This is a genomic window from Escherichia sp. KTE114 (assembly GCF_000407765.1).
In the GTDB taxonomy this organism is placed as follows: Bacteria; Pseudomonadota; Gammaproteobacteria; order Enterobacterales; family Enterobacteriaceae; genus Escherichia; species Escherichia ruysiae.
Map to the genome: position 1 here is coordinate 3,373,618 of NZ_KE136626.1, position 15,486 is coordinate 3,389,103.

Annotated in this window: 12 protein-coding genes; 10 read left to right on the top strand and 2 right to left on the bottom strand. The window is 47.2% G+C overall.

Annotated elements, in window-relative coordinates:
* The first annotated feature begins 799 nt into the window (after positions 1-799).
* The 5 genes from gad to dosP all read left to right on the top strand — a co-directional run bounded on the left by gad (position 800) and on the right by dosP (position 9,506).
* Positions 800-2,200: a glutamate decarboxylase gene (gad, locus tag WC5_RS05175; RefSeq protein WP_001516378.1), complete on the top strand. Its 1,401-nt coding sequence runs from the start codon at positions 800-802 to the stop codon at positions 2,198-2,200.
* Positions 2,201-2,357: 157 nt separating this feature from the next.
* Complete coding sequence (gadC, locus tag WC5_RS05170) at positions 2,358-3,893, top strand: acid resistance gamma-aminobutyrate antiporter GadC (RefSeq protein WP_000246004.1); 1,536 nt, start codon at positions 2,358-2,360, stop codon at positions 3,891-3,893.
* Between the two features lie 130 nt (positions 3,894-4,023).
* Positions 4,024-5,343 carry a family 10 glycosylhydrolase gene (locus WC5_RS05165; protein ID WP_000350409.1) on the top strand — a complete coding sequence of 440 codons (1,320 nt, stop codon included), beginning with the start codon at positions 4,024-4,026 and terminating at the stop codon, positions 5,341-5,343.
* Between the two features lie 350 nt (positions 5,344-5,693).
* Positions 5,694-7,076: a diguanylate cyclase gene (locus WC5_RS05160; RefSeq protein WP_000426303.1), complete on the top strand. Its 1,383-nt coding sequence runs from the start codon at positions 5,694-5,696 to the stop codon at positions 7,074-7,076.
* Positions 7,077-7,100: 24 nt separating this feature from the next.
* On the top strand, positions 7,101-9,506 hold the full coding sequence (dosP, locus tag WC5_RS05155; RefSeq protein WP_000778560.1) for an oxygen-sensing cyclic-di-GMP phosphodiesterase DosP: 2,406 nt from the start codon (positions 7,101-7,103) through the stop codon (positions 9,504-9,506).
* 67 nt (positions 9,507-9,573) lie between these two features.
* Here dosP and WC5_RS05150 read toward each other — a convergent pair whose 3' ends face one another.
* Both WC5_RS05150 and osmC read right to left on the bottom strand, forming a co-directional pair.
* On the bottom strand, positions 9,574-10,497 hold the full coding sequence (locus tag WC5_RS05150; RefSeq protein WP_000928772.1) for an omptin family outer membrane protease: 924 nt from the start codon (positions 10,495-10,497) through the stop codon (positions 9,574-9,576).
* A 310-nt stretch (positions 10,498-10,807) separates the two neighbouring features.
* A complete protein-coding gene (gene osmC, locus WC5_RS05145; protein WP_000152304.1) occupies positions 10,808-11,239 on the bottom strand; it encodes a peroxiredoxin OsmC in 432 nt (143 codons plus the stop codon).
* Positions 11,240-11,580: 341 nt separating this feature from the next.
* On the opposite strand from osmC, the gene bdm reads away from it, so the two are divergent.
* The 5 genes from bdm to WC5_RS05120 all read left to right on the top strand — a co-directional run bounded on the left by bdm (position 11,581) and on the right by WC5_RS05120 (position 15,464).
* The gene (gene bdm, locus WC5_RS05140) at positions 11,581-11,796 is read left to right on the top strand and encodes a biofilm-dependent modulation protein (RefSeq protein ID WP_000495766.1); all 216 of its coding nucleotides are present in this window, start codon (positions 11,581-11,583) and stop codon (positions 11,794-11,796) included.
* Between the two features lie 101 nt (positions 11,797-11,897).
* Positions 11,898-12,035 (top strand): stationary-phase-induced ribosome-associated protein, encoded by a 138-nt coding sequence (gene sra / locus WC5_RS05135; RefSeq protein WP_000841554.1) that lies wholly within the window; start codon positions 11,898-11,900, stop codon positions 12,033-12,035.
* 156 nt (positions 12,036-12,191) lie between these two features.
* Positions 12,192-13,889: a malate dehydrogenase gene (gene maeA, locus WC5_RS05130; RefSeq protein WP_000433479.1), complete on the top strand. Its 1,698-nt coding sequence runs from the start codon at positions 12,192-12,194 to the stop codon at positions 13,887-13,889.
* 133 nt (positions 13,890-14,022) lie between these two features.
* On the top strand, positions 14,023-15,033 hold the full coding sequence (gene adhP, locus WC5_RS05125; RefSeq protein WP_000642427.1) for an alcohol dehydrogenase AdhP: 1,011 nt from the start codon (positions 14,023-14,025) through the stop codon (positions 15,031-15,033).
* 146 nt (positions 15,034-15,179) lie between these two features.
* Positions 15,180-15,464 (top strand): HigA family addiction module antitoxin, encoded by a 285-nt coding sequence (locus WC5_RS05120; RefSeq protein ID WP_010351901.1) that lies wholly within the window; start codon positions 15,180-15,182, stop codon positions 15,462-15,464.
* Positions 15,465-15,486 lie beyond the last annotated feature (22 nt).

Sequence of the window (15,486 nt, forward strand, 5' to 3'; positions counted from 1 at the left end):
TATAAAAACGTTTGCTTGTCAGAAAAACCGGATATTTCCCGGTTTCCTTTTCCGCAGAAAAGGAAATACCTTTATGAAAGAAAGCGCATCGCCACCCTGAACATTCAGTGGTTGCAATTACTCGTCTGGTGACAGGGCCGGGATTATATTTTTGTTTGTAAATATGAATTTAGCTTTTTGTGCAAGAGCTAATATAAAGGGGTAAGTTCTATTGGATGCTGACTAAATTACGGTTGCGTAGTTATTATTTAGTAATCGCAACTGGCCTTCCGTAGATGGGGTGCATTACAGCTAAAATAAGTCAATAAGCCTTCGGTGGTATGTCAATCCTCATTTATAGTCATGTGATCTTCGACCAGGAAATATCTTATAGATATTACTTAATTTTCCGCATCGTTATTATCTGCGCACATCTATACTGGACTATGGCTGTAGAAATAAAAATCACTCGTTAACATGGTTGGCTGAGATTTCAGTAATAACCTTTGTTATTTGACAATATTATCCACCGCTTTCATAAATTAATGATGACGAATAATGATATTTTACGGGCTGATTTTTATGTGATAATCATGTTGCGTAGGAAAATTACAGAAAAATAACAACATATAACTCAACACCCCTTATCGGAAACTGTTGTATCTCATTGTAATTAATTATGAAAAATACACCGTGCTTATTCCGAAAATCAAAAATCGGTTAGGATTTTGTTATTTAAAACCAAAGCCATTACGCTTGCTTACTTTATCGATAAATCCTACTTTTTTTAATGCGATCCAATCATTTTAAGGAGTTTGAAATGGATAAGAAGCAAGTAACGGATTTAAGGTCAGAACTACTCGATTCACGTTTTGGTGCGAAATCTATTTCCACTATCGCGGAATCTAAACGTTTTCCGCTGCACGAAATGCGCGATGACATCGCATTCCAGATTATCAATGATGAATTATACCTGGATGGCAATGCCCGACAAAACCTTGCCACATTTTGTCAGACCTGGGACGACGAAAATGTTCATAAGCTGATGGATCTGTCGATCAACAAAAACTGGATCGATAAAGAAGAATATCCGCAGTCCGCAGCTATCGACCTGCGTTGTGTAAACATGGTTGCCGACCTGTGGCACGCGCCTGCGCCGAAAAACGGTCAGGCCGTTGGCACCAACACCATTGGTTCTTCCGAGGCCTGTATGCTCGGCGGGATGGCAATGAAATGGCGTTGGCGCAAACGAATGGAAGCCGCAGGTAAACCGACCGATAAACCCAACCTCGTGTGCGGGCCGGTGCAAATCTGCTGGCATAAATTTGCCCGCTACTGGGATGTGGAACTGCGCGAGATCCCTATGCGCCCGGGTCAGTTGTTCATGGATCCGAAACGCATGATTGAAGCCTGCGACGAAAACACCATCGGCGTGGTGCCGACTTTCGGTGTGACTTACACCGGTAACTATGAGTTCCCGCAACCGCTGCACGATGCGCTGGATAAATTCCAGGCCGACACCGGGATCGATATCGATATGCACATCGACGCCGCCAGCGGTGGCTTCCTGGCACCGTTCGTGGCTCCTGATATTGTCTGGGACTTCCGCCTGCCGCGCGTGAAATCAATCAGTGCTTCAGGTCATAAATTTGGTCTGGCTCCGCTCGGCTGCGGCTGGGTTATCTGGCGTGATGAAGAAGCACTGCCGAAAGAACTGGTGTTCAACGTTGACTATCTCGGCGGTCAAATCGGGACTTTCGCCATCAACTTCTCTCGCCCCGCCGGCCAGGTAATTGCGCAATACTATGAATTCCTGCGCCTTGGTCGCGAAGGCTACACCAAAGTACAGAACGCCTCTTACCAGGTCGCCACTTACCTGGCGGATGAAATCGCTAAACTGGGACCGTATGAATTCATCTGCACCGGTCGCCCGGACGAAGGTATCCCGGCGGTTTGTTTCAAACTGAAAGATGGCGAAGATCCGGGATATACCCTGTATGACCTCTCTGAACGTCTGCGCCTGCGCGGCTGGCAGGTTCCGGCCTTCACCCTTGGCGGTGAAGCCACCGACATTGTGGTGATGCGTATTATGTGCCGCCGTGGCTTCGAAATGGACTTCGCTGAACTGTTGCTGGAAGACTACAAAGCCTCCCTGAAATATCTCAGCGATCACCCGAAATTGCAGGGTATTGCTCAGCAGAACAGCTTTAAACATACCTGATAACGTTTAGATGGTAATGGCGTCCCGGAACGATCCCGTTTCGGGACAAATTCCAGAGTCTGTTCACTGGCATTAGCAATGGAAAAATATTGCTCTGAATACGCTTCAGAACAAGACAGGCGCGGTTCCGACAGGAATACCGTTTTAGGGGGAAAATATGGCTACATCAGTACAGACAGGTAAAGCTAAGCAGCTAACATTACTTGGATTCTTCGCTATTACGGCATCGATGGTAATGGCTGTTTATGAATATCCTACCTTTGCAACATCCGGTTTTTCATTAGTTTTCTTCCTGCTATTAGGCGGGATTTTATGGTTTATTCCCGTTGGACTCTGTGCTGCGGAAATGGCTACCGTGGACGGTTGGGAAGAAGGTGGCGTTTTCGCCTGGGTATCGAATACCCTGGGGTTAAAATGGGGATTTGCAGCGATCTCATTTGGTTATTTGCAAATCGCTATCGGCTTTATTCCGATGCTCTATTTCGTGTTAGGGGCACTTTCCTACATTCTTAAATGGCCAGCACTGAATGAAGATCCGGTAACAAAAACCATTGCGGCACTCATCATTCTTTGGGTTCTGGCATTAACTCAGTTTGGCGGTACTAAATATACAGCGCGAATTGCTAAAGTCGGCTTCTTTGCCGGTATCCTGTTACCCGCATTTATTTTGATTGCATTAGCGGCGATTTACCTGCACTCCGGTGCGCCAGTTGCTATCGAAATGGATGCAAAAACCTTCTTCCCGGATTTCTCTAAAGTTGGCACCCTGGTTGTGTTTGTTGCTTTCATATTGAGTTATATGGGGGTAGAAGCCTCCGCAACCCACGTCAATGAAATGAGCAATCCTGGGCGCGATTATCCGTTGGCAATGTTATTGCTGATGGTGGCGGCAATCTGTTTAAGCTCGGTTGGTGGTTTGTCCATTGCGATGGTCATTCCGGGTAATGAAATCAATCTGTCCGCTGGGGTAATGCAAACCTTTACCGTTCTGATGTCCCACGTGGCACCGGAAATTGAGTGGACGGTTCGCGTGATCTCCGCACTGCTGCTGCTGGGTGTTCTGGCAGAAATCGCCTCCTGGATTGTCGGTCCTTCTCGCGGGATGTATGTTACAGCGCAGAAAAACCTGTTACCTCCAGCGTTCGCCAAAATGAACAAAAATGGCGTGCCGGTCACTTTGGTTATTTCTCAGTTGGTGATCACCTCTATCGCCTTGATTATTCTCACCAATACCGGTGGTGGTAACAACATGTCCTTCCTGATCGCACTGGCTCTGACGGTGGTGATTTATCTGTGTGCTTATTTCATGCTGTTTATTGGCTACATTGTGTTAGTCCTTAAACATCCTGACTTAAAACGCACATTTAATATCCCAGGCGGTAAAGGCGTGAAACTGGTTGTGGCTATTGTCGGCCTGCTGACCTCAATCATGGCATTTATTGTTTCCTTCCTGCCGCCGGATAATATCCAGGGTGACTCTACCGATATGTATGTCGAATTACTGGTCGTTAGCTTCCTGGTGGTACTTGCCCTGCCCTTTATTCTCTATGCCATCCACGATCGTAAAGGCAAAGCGAATACCGGTGTGACACTGGAGCCAATTAACAGCCAGAACGCACCGAAAGGTCACTTCTTCCTGCATCCACGTGCTCGTTCACCGCACTATATTGTGATGAACGATAAGAAACATTAACCATCTCTGAAGGAGATAAGACAAGGGAGCGATAGTTAATCGCTCCCTTTTTCGTACCTGTTATCGTATTGACTTGCCCCAGATAAGTACGAGAATGAGCAACACATCTGTTTACCGGAAACCAGCATATATGGATATCTGCTCCCGAAACGTGAAATTAGCGATCAAAAAGCCAGCCACACTCGTTGCTCTGGCTCTTTTACTGTGTAGTTGTAAGACCACACCGCCAACGCCAATAACTACACCACCAGCAGGTTCAAAACCACCAGCGACCACACATCAATCAGCGCAACCGATGCGCGGTATCTGGCTGGCCACTGTGTCTCGCCTCGACTGGCCACCTGTTTCCTCGGTTAATATCAGTAACCCCACCAGCCGAGCCCGTGTACAACAACAGGCGATGATTGACAAGTTAGATCATCTACAACGTCTCGGCATCAATACGGTTTTTTTCCAGGTAAAGCCCGATGGTACAGCCCTTTGGCCATCGGAAATTTTGCCGTGGTCCGATCTCCTGACCGGCAAGATTGGTGAAGATCCAGGTTACGATCCGCTGCAATTTATGCTCGACGAAGCCCACAAGCGTGGGATGAAAGTGCACGCTTGGTTTAACCCCTACCGCGTGTCGGTTAACACAAAACCCGGAACTATCAGGGAATTGAATAGCACCCTGTCACAGCAACCAGCCAGTGTCTACGTGCAGCATCGCGACTGGATCAGAACGTCGGGCGACCGTTTTGTTCTCGACCCTGGTATCCCTGAGGTTCAGGATTGGATCACATCAATAGTTGCGGAAGTGGTTTCCCGTTATCCGATAGATGGCGTGCAGTTCGACGATTATTTCTACACTGAATCACCGGGTTCGCTACTGAACGATAACGAGACGTACCGCAAATATGGGAGAGCTTTTGCATCAAAAGCAGACTGGCGGCGTAACAATACCCAGCAATTAATTGCAAAGGTATCGCACACCATTAAAAGCATTAAGCCAGAGGTTGAATTTGGCGTTAGCCCGGCAGGCGTCTGGCGCAACCGATCACACGATCCGCTCGGTTCCGATACCCGAGGCGCAGCCGCCTATGACGAATCCTATGCAGATACCCGCCGTTGGGTAGAACAAGGTTTACTGGATTATATTGCCCCACAAATTTACTGGCCTTTCTCACGTAGCGCCGCACGTTATGACGTACTGGCAAAATGGTGGGCAGATGTCGTTAAACCGACCAAAACCCGTCTATATATCGGTGTTGCCTTCTATAAAGTGGGTGAACCCTCAAAGATAGAACCTGACTGGATGGTTAACGGCGGCGTGCCAGAACTAAAAAAGCAGCTTGATCTTAACGATGCTGTACCCGAAATTAGCGGCACGATTCTGTTCCGCGAAGATTACCTTAATAAGCCACAGACCCAACAAGCCGTTAGTTATCTGCAAAGTCGTTGGGGAAGTTAAACGCCCTGTTTTACTGTGTCATGCCGGTGATGTAAGCACCGGCTTGTCACCCTGCAAAAATGCCGTAACCTCTTAAATAAAATTATCTCCATATAAGCCGATTGCTATAATCCTCTGATTAATTAGTATCAACATGAAAAACAATACGATATTCGTCACCACCGAAAAATAATCACGATGGGCTATACTCTTCAGAAGAACAGTAGCGTAGATTAAAACTGTCTAATCCGTTTATTTCTTTTCATTATATCCTCATATTTCAGGAGAATATGGTGCGATAAGTCTGTCCAGTATGTTGCGTTTCGTTTTTCGATCCCATCTGCCTTTCCAGTCGTATAAGGGGCTGAATTATGGAGATGTACTTTAAAAGAATGAAAGATGAGTGGACTGGATTAGTGACCCAGGCTTCCCCTCTCATTCGCGCTAAAGCCGCAGAAATTGCTGTTGCACATGCCCATTACCTGAGCAATGAGTTTTATCGTATTGTACGCACTGACCCACATGCCGAAGAGTTTTTGAGTAACGAACAGGTTGAAAGGCAACTTAAAAGTGCTCTGGAGACATGGATTATCGATGTGCTCTCTGCGCAAGCGGACGATGTTGATAGGCTTATACAAATCCAACATACCGTGGCCGAAGTACATGCCCGTATTGGCATTCCCGTAGAAATCGTTGAGATGGGTTTTCGTGTATTGAAGAAAATCCTCTATCCAGCGATATTTTCCTCTGATTATTCGCCTGCGGATAAACTTCAGGTTTATCATTTTTCGATTAACAGTATCGATATAGCCATGGAAGTTATGACCCGTGCGTTTACCTTTAGCGACAGTAGTGCGGCTAAAGAAGACGAAAACTATCGTATCTTCTCACTACTGGAAAATGCCGAAGAAGAAAAAGAACGGCAAATAGCCTCATTACTTTCATGGGAATTAGATGTTATTTATAAAGTCCTGTTGGATTCTGATTTAGGCAGCAGCTTACCGTTAAGTCAGGCGGATTTTGGCTTATGGTTTAACCATAAAGGTCGTCATTATTTTAGCGGCATTGCCGAAGTAGGTCATATCTCCCGCCTTATTCAGGATTTCGACGGAGTTTTTAATCAGACAATACTCCATGCTAAAAATCTGAGTAACAAAAGTCTGCGAGTGAAGTTTTTATTGCAGATACGAAATACCGTATCGCAAATTACCACCTTACTACGAGAACTGTTTGAAGAAGTTTCTCGCCATGAAGTGGGAATGGATGTGTTGACTAAGCTACTTAACCGTCGTTTCCTGCCGACTATCTTCAAACGTGAAATTGCCCATGCCAATCGGGCTGGCACGCCGTTGTCTGTTCTAATCATTGATGTTGATAAATTCAAAGAGATCAATGATACATGGGGACATAACACCGGCGACGAAATTCTGCGTAAAGTCTCGCAGGCGTTTTACGACAACGTCCGTAGTAGTGATTATGTTTTCCGCTACGGTGGTGATGAATTTATCATTGTACTGACGGAAGCCTCAGAAACTGACACTTTACGTACCGCAGAACGTATCCGCAGTCGGGTAGAAAAAACCAAACTGAAAGCTGCAAACGGCGAAGATATTTACCTCTCTCTGTCCATTGGCGCCGCCATGTTTAATGGACATCCGGATTATGAACGTTTAATTCAAATAGCCGACGAAGCTCTGTATATCGCCAAAAGACGAGGTAGAAACCGTGTTGAACTCTGGAAAGCCAGTCTTTAGATTCGCCCGGATGCAGAGGTAATCATGAAGCTAACCGATGCAGAGAATGCCGCTGACGGCATTTTTTTCCCCGCGCTTGAGCAAAATATGATGGGCGCGGTGTTAATTAACGAAAATGATGAAGTGATGTTTTTCAACCCCGCAGCAGAAAAACTTTGGGGATATAAACGCGAAGAGGTCATTGGCAATAACATCGATATGCTGATTCCCCATAATTTGCGCCCTGCACACCCTGAATACATCCGGCATAACCGCGAAGGTGGTAAAGCGCGTGTCGAAGGAATGAGCCGGGAATTGCAGCTGGAGAAAAAAGATGGCAGTAAAATATGGACACGATTTGCCCTGTCAAAAGTGACTGCCGAGGGGAAAATTTATTACCTGGCGCTGGTGCGAGATGCCAGCGTTGAAATGGCGCAGAAAGAACAGACCCGGCAGTTGCTCATTGCCGTGGATCATCTCGACCGCCCTGTGATTGTGCTTGATCCTGAGCGCCATATCGTTCAGTGCAATCGCGCGTTTACAGAAATGTTCGGCTATTGCATCAGCGAAGCCAGCGGTATGCAGCCCGATGCGCTGCTTAACTTCCCTGAATACCCGGCAGATAACCGCATCCGCTTACAGCAGCTTTTGTGGAAAACCTCCCGCGATCAAGATGAATTTTTGCTATTAACGCGCACGGGTGAAAATATCTGGATTAAAGCGTCTATCAGTCCGGTCTATGACGTGCTTGCTCATCTACAAAACCTGGTAATGACCTTCTCAGATATCACTGAAGAACGGCAAATCCGCCAGCTGGAAGGCAACATCCTCGCCGCCATGTGCAGCAGCCCACCGTTTCACGAAATGGGTGAAATCATTTGCCGTAATATTGAATCCATTCTTCATGAATCGCATGTGTCGCTGTATGCATTGCGTAATGGGATGCCAGTGCATTGGGCGTCGTCCTCTCCTGGGACAGAAGTAAAGAATGCACAAAGCTGGGCTGTTACCATTCGCCAGCGCGATGGCGCACCAGCGGGAGTTCTGCAAATCAAGACGGCTGCTGGGACAGAAACCAGTGCATTTGTCGAGCGCGTGGCAGACATCAGCCAGCATATGGCCGCACTGGCGCTGGAACAGGAGAAAAGCCGCCAGCATATCGAACAGCTAATCCAGTTTGATCCGATGACCGGTTTGCCAAATCGCAATAATCTGCACAATTACCTCGATGACCTTGTCGATAGAGCCGTCTCTCCGGTGGTTTATCTTATTGGCGTCGACCATATTCAGGATGTGATCGACAGCCTCGGCTATGCGTGGGCCGATCAGGCATTGTTAGAAGTCGTTAATCGCTTTCGTGAAAAACTCAAACCCGATCAGTATCTCTGCCGCGTTGAAGGTGCACAGTTTGTCCTCATTAGTCTGGCGGATGAAGTCAGCAACATTACCCAAATCGCTGATGAGCTACGCAACGTCGTTAGCAAACCGGTCATCATTGACGATCAGCCTTTTCCTTTAACCTTAAGCATTGGTATCAGTTACGACGTTGGTAAAAACCGTGACTACCTGCTTTCTACCGCCCACAATGCAATGGATTTCATTCGCAAAAACGGCGGTAACGGCTGGCAGTTCTTTAGCCCGACAATGAACGAGATGGTTAAAGAGCGGTTGATATTAGGCGCGGCGCTGAAAGAAGCAATCAGCAACAACCAGTTGAAGCTGGTTTACCAGCCGCAGATCTTCGCCGAAACGGGCGAACTGTATGGTATTGAAGCTCTTGCTCGCTGGTATGACCCGCAGCATGGACATGTTCCCCCTTCCCGGTTTATTCCCCTCGCAGAAGAGATTGGTGAAATTGAAAATATTGGTCGTTGGGTAATTGCTGAAGCCTGTCGCCAGTTAGCAGAATGGCGAAGCCAGAATATTCATATCCCGGCGTTATCCGTAAACTTATCTGCGCTGCATTTTCGCAGTAATCAGCTACCCAATCAGGTTTGCGATGCGATGGAAGCCTGGCAGATTGACGGCCACCAGCTGACGGTGGAAATCACTGAAAGCATGATGATGGAACACGATACGGAGATCTTTAAACGCATCCAGATCCTGCGGGATATGGGCGTAGGTTTATCTGTCGACGATTTCGGCACCGGCTTTTCCGGCTTATCTCGCTTAGTCAGCCTGCCGGTAACGGAAATTAAAATCGATAAAAGTTTCGTCGATCGTTGCCTGAGCGAAAAACGCATCCGTGCCTTATTAGAAGCCATTACCAGCATTGGGCAAAGCCTGAACTTAACCGTAGTGGCGGAAGGTGTGGAAACGAAAGAACAGTTTGAGATGTTACGCAAGATCCACTGCCCCGTGATTCAGGGCTATTTCTTCTCACGTCCTTTGCCCGCTGAGGAGATCCCTGGCTGGATGTCTACTACGCTACCGCTTCAAATCGACGCTTAGTACATCTTGCCCGCGCAGGCGGGCAAGATTTCACGTATTCATATTCCGCCATTCGCCCGTCGCTATATTAAAATTTGTACTGAATGCCCGCGCCAATAATGTAATTATAGTTTTGCATCCCTGGCGAATCTTTCTCTTTTACGCTTTCACCCTTTTCTTTATAAGAAATTACTGTGTTACCAATATCATTAGAGAATCTACTCCATGACACTTCTGTGAAAATACGCGCCTGTGAATTAATGTTATACCCCACATTAATAAGACCTGAATAATATTTTTGGTTGGATACTTTATCTTTAAATGTAATGTTGCGCAAATAGTGCTGATCTGTTCCCTTCCCTTCTCCCCAGGCACTATATTTAAATTGAGTAATAATATCAAAATCATGATAGATATATTTACCAGAAAGACCTAAATAGGGCGCACTGAATTTTTGTTGGTAGCCAATAACTCTTTGGTTATGAGGAATATCTCCAGTGTCGGCACCATTATCATAACTATAGTAACCTCCTTTCGCCGTCCAACTGAAACGCGTCTCCTGATAGCCTAACATAGCGCCGAGTTGGTAGTTTGGATCCTTTAAAAACCAACCGGTAATATTGAGATCAAACTGATTTGCAAAATTCAACCGCGTTGCCGGATGATGTGACCAATCGCTCCAGTGGTGCTGCCCCGGCTCGAGCCAGTCATAATCATCCATCAGCGTGCCGGCAGACGCAATCGTCGTCCAGCCTTTAGCATTAAGCGTCAGCCATGAGATTGCATCCCAGGTTAGCCCCATTTTAATAATGGGGGTATTTTGAATTTTCCAGTCCAGTTGGCTAAGTTTGCCGCCATCGCTATAAACAAACTCACCTGACTCACCATTCAGAAATGAAAGAGAAGCATCACCAAAGACATTGTCAGATAAGAAATTAAATTCTGAAGATGCGCTTGCATACTGACTTAGAGATATTAAAGCAATAGCAAAAGAGACCTTTTTCATCAACATAGTTTCATCCTTATTAAACAATGTTAATTAGCTCATTAATTAAATTTAATTAATTCAAATTAATTAAATCAACTGAATCTTACAATGCCATAAATGTTTCTCACCATCAAACAGAGAACATAAATAAACAGAGTTTTACTGTTATTCTGAACGAAATAGGAGTTTACAACCTGATGCAATAATGATTGTTCGAGAACAGGCGGGAATAACGAAAAGAATGACGATGCAGTTTAAATGCGAGATTTCATTGAGATAAGCAGAAAATATTGGTGTAAATGCTTGCCGGATGACAATATCATCCGGCGAGTACTTATGCTTTCAACTGGTAATCCAGCGTAATTTCCGCTTTCAGTACCTGAGAAACCGGGCATCCGGCTTTTGCTTTCTGAATAATGCCGTCAAAGGTTGAGGCATCAATACCCGGTACGGCAACTTCGCTCTTCAGTGCGATTTTGGTAATCGCGAAACCAGCATCGACTTTATCCAGCGATACATCGGCGGTGGTATCAATCGATGTTGGCGTGAATCCCGCTTCCCCCAGCATTAATGAAAGCGCCATCGAGAAACAAGCGGCATGTGCTGCGCCAATCAATTCTTCAGGGTTGGTTCCTTTTTCGCCTTCAAAACGTGTGTTAAATCCATACGGCTGTTGGTTCAGCACGCCGCTCTCGGTGGATACTGTTCCCTTCCCGCGTTTGATATCGCCTTCCCAGTGTGCCTGACCTTTCTTATGGATTGTCATTGTTGCTCTCCTGTGGGCTTAAAAAGGAAATTATAGACTACGTGAGAAATAGCACGAAGATAAGCAGGATATTCCGAATAAAATCCGTCGAAAATATTACCTCTGCACTTAAATAAAATTACCACAACAGACGACTGGAAATATATGTATTGAGAAATATCGCAGCAATATCAATCCACAACCGCCAATAATGCCCATGAATATCATGTAGTTAAAATATAAAATTCATCAACCAGGACAAATCTTAACAACGAAGCGGCAAATATTTGCCATGCTGAATGTGCTTTATAAATCTGCGATCCGTAGCAGACACCATAAATACACAGACACGGAGAATCACTATGTTTACTTATTATCAGGCAGAAAATTCAACAGCAGAACCCGCTCTGGTTAATGCCATTGAGCAAGGCCTTCGGGCAGAGCACGGTGTTGTCACTGAAGATGACATTCTCATGGAGCTGACCAAATGGGTGGAAGCTTCTGATAACGACATCCTCAGTGATATCTACCAGCAAACCATCAATTATGTGGTCAGTGGCCAGCACCCTACGCTTTAAGCTGCTATGCTTGATCGGCAACCTAATTTAGGGGTTTAGCACGTGTTTCTTCGCTACGGCGATGTTGTCCTTAAAACTAGCAACAGGATTGAGGAGTTAAAATGAAATCGAACCGTCAGGCACGTCATATTCTTGGACTGGATCATAAAATTTCTAACCAGCGCAAAATAGTTACCGAAGGTGACAAATCCAGCGTGGTAAATAACCCAACCGGCAGAAAACGCCCCGCTGAAAAGTAATTCATAACCATCAGTCCTCAATGACGATTAAACACCATTGCCTGCGCAATGGTGTTTTTGTTTTTATCTGCTTTATACTTGGGGCCGACGCCCTGGCGGTAAAGCAAAGACGATAAAAGCGTGCCAGGGATGGATATTCAAAAAAGAGTGAGTGACATGGAACCAAAAACAAAAAAACAGCGTTCGCTTTATATCCCTTACGCTGGCCCTGTACTGCTGGAATTTCCGTTGTTGAATAAAGGCAGTGCCTTCAGCATGGAAGAACGCCGTAACTTCAACCTGCTGGGGTTACTGCCGGAAGTGGTCGAAACCATCGAAGAACAAGCGGAACGAGCATGGATCCAGTATCAGGGATTCAAAACCGAAATCGACAAGCACATCTACCTGCGTAACATCCAGGATACTAACGAAACCCTCTTCTACCGACTGGTAAACAATCATCTTGATGAGATGATGCCCGTTATTTACACCCCGACCGTTGGCGCAGCCTGTGAGCGTTTTTCTGAGATCTACCGCCGTTCGCGCGGCGTGTTTATCTCTTACCAGAACCGCCACAATATGGACGACATTCTGCAAAACGTGCCGAATCACAACATTAAAGTGATTGTGGTGACGGATGGCGAACGTATCCTGGGTCTTGGTGACCAGGGCATCGGCGGGATGGGTATTCCAATCGGTAAACTGTCGCTCTATACCGCCTGTGGTGGCATCAGCCCGGCGTATACTCTTCCGGTGGTGCTGGATGTCGGCACCAATAACCAGCAACTGCTTAACGACCCGTTGTATATGGGCTGGCGTAATCCGCGTATCACTGACGACGAATACTATGAATTCGTTGACGAATTTATCCAGGCAGTGAAGCAACGCTGGCCGAACGTGTTGCTACAGTTTGAAGACTTTGCACAAAAAAATGCGATGCCGTTGCTTAACCGCTATCGCCATGAAATTTGTTCTTTTAACGATGACATTCAGGGCACTGCGGCGGTAACAGTCGGCACACTGATCGCTGCCAGCCGCGCAGCAGGTGGTCAGTTAAGCGAGAAAAAGATTGTCTTCCTCGGCGCAGGTTCAGCGGGATGCGGCATTGCCGAAATGATTATCGCCCAGACCCAGCGCGAAGGATTAAGCGAAGAAGCGGCGCGACAGAAAGTGTTTATGGTCGATCGCTTTGGTCTGCTCACCGACAAGATGCCGAACCTGCTGCCTTTCCAGACCAAACTGGTGCAGAAACGCGAAAACCTCAGTGACTGGGATACCGACAGCGATGTGCTGTCACTGCTGGATGTGGTGCGCAATGTAAAACCAGATATTCTGATTGGCGTCTCAGGACAGACCGGGCTGTTTACGGAAGAGATCATCCGTGAGATGCATAAACGCTGTCCGCGTCCGATCGTGATGCCGCTGTCTAACCCGACTTCACGCGTGGAAGCCACTCCGCAGGACATTATCGTCTGGACCGAAGGTAACGCGCTGGTCGCCACCGGTAGCCCGTTTAATCCAGTGGTATGGAAAGACAAAATCTATCCTATCGCCCAGTGCAACAACGCCTTTATTTTCCCAGGCATCGGGCTGGGTGTTATTGCTTCCGGCGCGTCACGTATCACCGATGAGATGCTGATGTCGGCAAGTGAAACTCTTGCTCAGTATTCGCCGCTGGTGCTGAACGGCGAAGGTCTGGTACTGCCGGAACTGAAAGATATCCAGAAAGTCTCCAGAGCGATTGCTTTTGCCGTTGGCAAAATGGCGCAGCAGCAAGGCGTGGCGGTGAAAACGTCTGCCGAAGCTCTGCAACAGGCCATTGACGACAACTTCTGGCAAGCCGAATACCGCGACTACCGCCGTACCTCCATCTAAGTCTCCGCCCGGTAGTGAATGTTACCGGGCAATTTTCCGCTCCCTTTTTCAGATCTCATCCATACTGGGTAGTGGCAAATAAATCTCATTTGCCTCACCTGCTATGCAGAACATCATCCGAAAAGGAGGAACTATGAAGGCTGCGGTTGTTACGAAGGATCATCATGTTGACGTTACGGATAAAACGCTGCGCTCACTGAAACATGGCGAAGCCCTGCTGAAAATGGAGTGTTGTGGCGTATGTCATACCGATCTTCATGTTAAGAATGGCGATTTTGGTGATAAAACCGGCGTGATTCTGGGACACGAAGGCATTGGTGTTGTGTCAGAAGTTGGCCCAGGCGTCACCTCATTAAAACCAGGCGATCGCGCAAGCGTGGCATGGTTTTACGAAGGATGCGGTCATTGCGAATACTGTAACAGTGGTAACGAAACGCTCTGCCGTTCAGTTAAAAACGCCGGATACAGCGTTGATGGCGGCATGGCGGAAGAGTGCATCGTGGTTGCTGATTACGCAGTAAAAGTGCCAGATGGCCTGGATTCGGCTGCTGCCAGCAGCATTACCTGTGCGGGCGTCACCACCTATAAAGCGGTGAAGCTGTCAAAAATTCGTCCCGGTCAGTGGATTGCTATCTATGGTCTTGGTGGCCTGGGTAACCTCGCCCTGCAATACGCGAAGAATGTCTTTAACGCCAAAGTGATCGCCATTGATGTCAATGATGAGCAGTTAAAACTGGCAACTGAAATGGGCGCTGATTTAGCGATTAACTCACGCACCGAAGACGCCGCCAAAATTGTGCAGGAGAAAGCGGGCGGTGCACACGCTGCGGTTGTTACAGCAGTAGCCAAAGCCGCATTTAACTCGGCGGTTGATGCCGTTCGTGCAGGCGGGCGTGTTGTGGCAGTCGGTCTGCCGCCGGAGTCCATGAGCCTGGACATCCCACGGCTGGTGCTGGATGGTATTGAAGTGGTCGGTTCACTGGTCGGCACGCGCCAGGATCTCACCGAAGCCTTCCAGTTTGCCGCCGAAGGTAAAGTGGTGCCCAAAGTCGCCCTGCGTCCGTTAGCGGACATCAACACCATCTTTACCGAGATGGAAGAAGGCAAAATCCGTGGCCGTATGGTGATTGATTTCCGCCGCTAAGAGACCATTGCTGCGACTGCCAGTCCTGGTGTCGCAGCATCGCACTCTCTCCAACATGAAATGGCTAAATGGATTATTGTTGCGTAAGAAGGAACAACAATGATAGTGTTCCCAGTGAAGGAACACTACTGAGAGTAAAGATACTGATGAAAATGGCCAATCATCCCCACCCAGGGGACATCATTCAGGAATCACTGGACGAACTGAACGTCAGCCTGCGCGAGTTTGCCAGAGCAATGGAAATTGCGCCCTCAACGGCAAGCCGATTGCTGACCGGAAAAGCGGCTTTGACGCCAGAAATGGCGATTAAACTTTCCGTGGTGATCGGCAGTTCGCCGCAAATGTGGTTGAATCTGCAAAACGCGTGGAGTCTGGCAGAGGCTGAAAAAACGGTGGATGTGTCGCGACTACGCCGTCTGGCTGCGCAATAAAAAAATGGCGCCTTTTACAGCG